This is a genomic window from Arenibacter palladensis (genome assembly GCF_900129275.1).
Taxonomy (GTDB): Bacteria; Bacteroidota; Bacteroidia; order Flavobacteriales; family Flavobacteriaceae; genus Arenibacter; species Arenibacter palladensis.
Map to the genome: position 1 here is coordinate 1 of NZ_FQUX01000027.1, position 1,091 is coordinate 1,091.

Annotated in this window: 1 protein-coding gene; it reads left to right on the forward strand. The window is 49.1% G+C overall.

The genetic code is table 11. The features are described 5' to 3' along the window. Window positions 1-1,091: hypothetical protein (locus BUA60_RS23160; protein WP_218587964.1), on the forward strand; the 1,091-nt coding region annotated here is incomplete at both ends.

The following is a 1,091-nucleotide window of genomic DNA, read 5'->3' on the forward strand; positions in this document are numbered from 1 at the left end:
GGTACGGTTGCCTGGGTGGACAAATCCAGCTTCGATGCCATTGCCGATCAGGTTACTATAACTGGAGTGGGCACAACCTTGGATCCTTTCAAGGTGGAGGACCTTTCCATAGTAACGGCAAAATTGGCCGATGGAGCGGTTACTACCGTAAAATTAGGAGACGATGCCGTGACCAATGCTAAATTGGCGGATGACGCTGTCCAGACAGAAAACATATTGAACGGTACCATTTTAACAGAGGATATTTCTTCAGGTGGTAACGATAAAGTTTTGGTGACGGATGCCATTGGAACGGTAGTTTGGGTGGACAAGTCGAGCTTTTCAGTTTTGGCTGACCAAGTAACTATTACCGGTTTAGGCACCACCTTGGATCCTTTCAAGGTAGAGGACCTTTCCATAGTAAATTCCAAACTAGGCGCGGATGCGGTTACCAATGCTAAATTGGCCGATGATGCGGTTCAATTGGAAAACATAGCCGATGGAACAGCCTCTGGCCAAGTAATGCAATGGGACGGGACTAACTGGATTCTAATAGATTTAGGTTCTGTGACCGTAACAGAAGTGGATGGTGTAATTGGTAATGAAATCTTAAATGCGACAGATGCCACATTGGTACGTTCAGGATCAGGAACTAATGCCGATCCGTATACATTGGACGTGGCCACGGGTGGAATTACTTCCAACGAACTGGCCGATGATGCAGTGACGGCCGCCAAGATCAATGCTGATGTTGCGGGAAGCGGACTGGTACAGAACGCGACCACTGGAGCATTGGAAGTTGACGGCACAGCGATCACCGGTGATGGTGACATTACCTCCTCCGATCTAACGGTAGGTGGCGATGCCAATGCTCTATTGGGTGATGTTACCCTTGAGATAGCTGCCGGGGCGGTGGGAACTACTGAATTGGCTGCTGATGCGGTGACCAATGCTAAATTGGCGGACGATGCGGTACAGACAGAAAACATATTGGCCGATGCGGTTACTGCTTCCAAAATCAATGTTGATGTTGCTGGAAGCGGGCTTGTACAGAACGCAACCACTGGAGCGTTGGAAGTTGACGGAACAGCGATCACCGGTGACGGTGACAT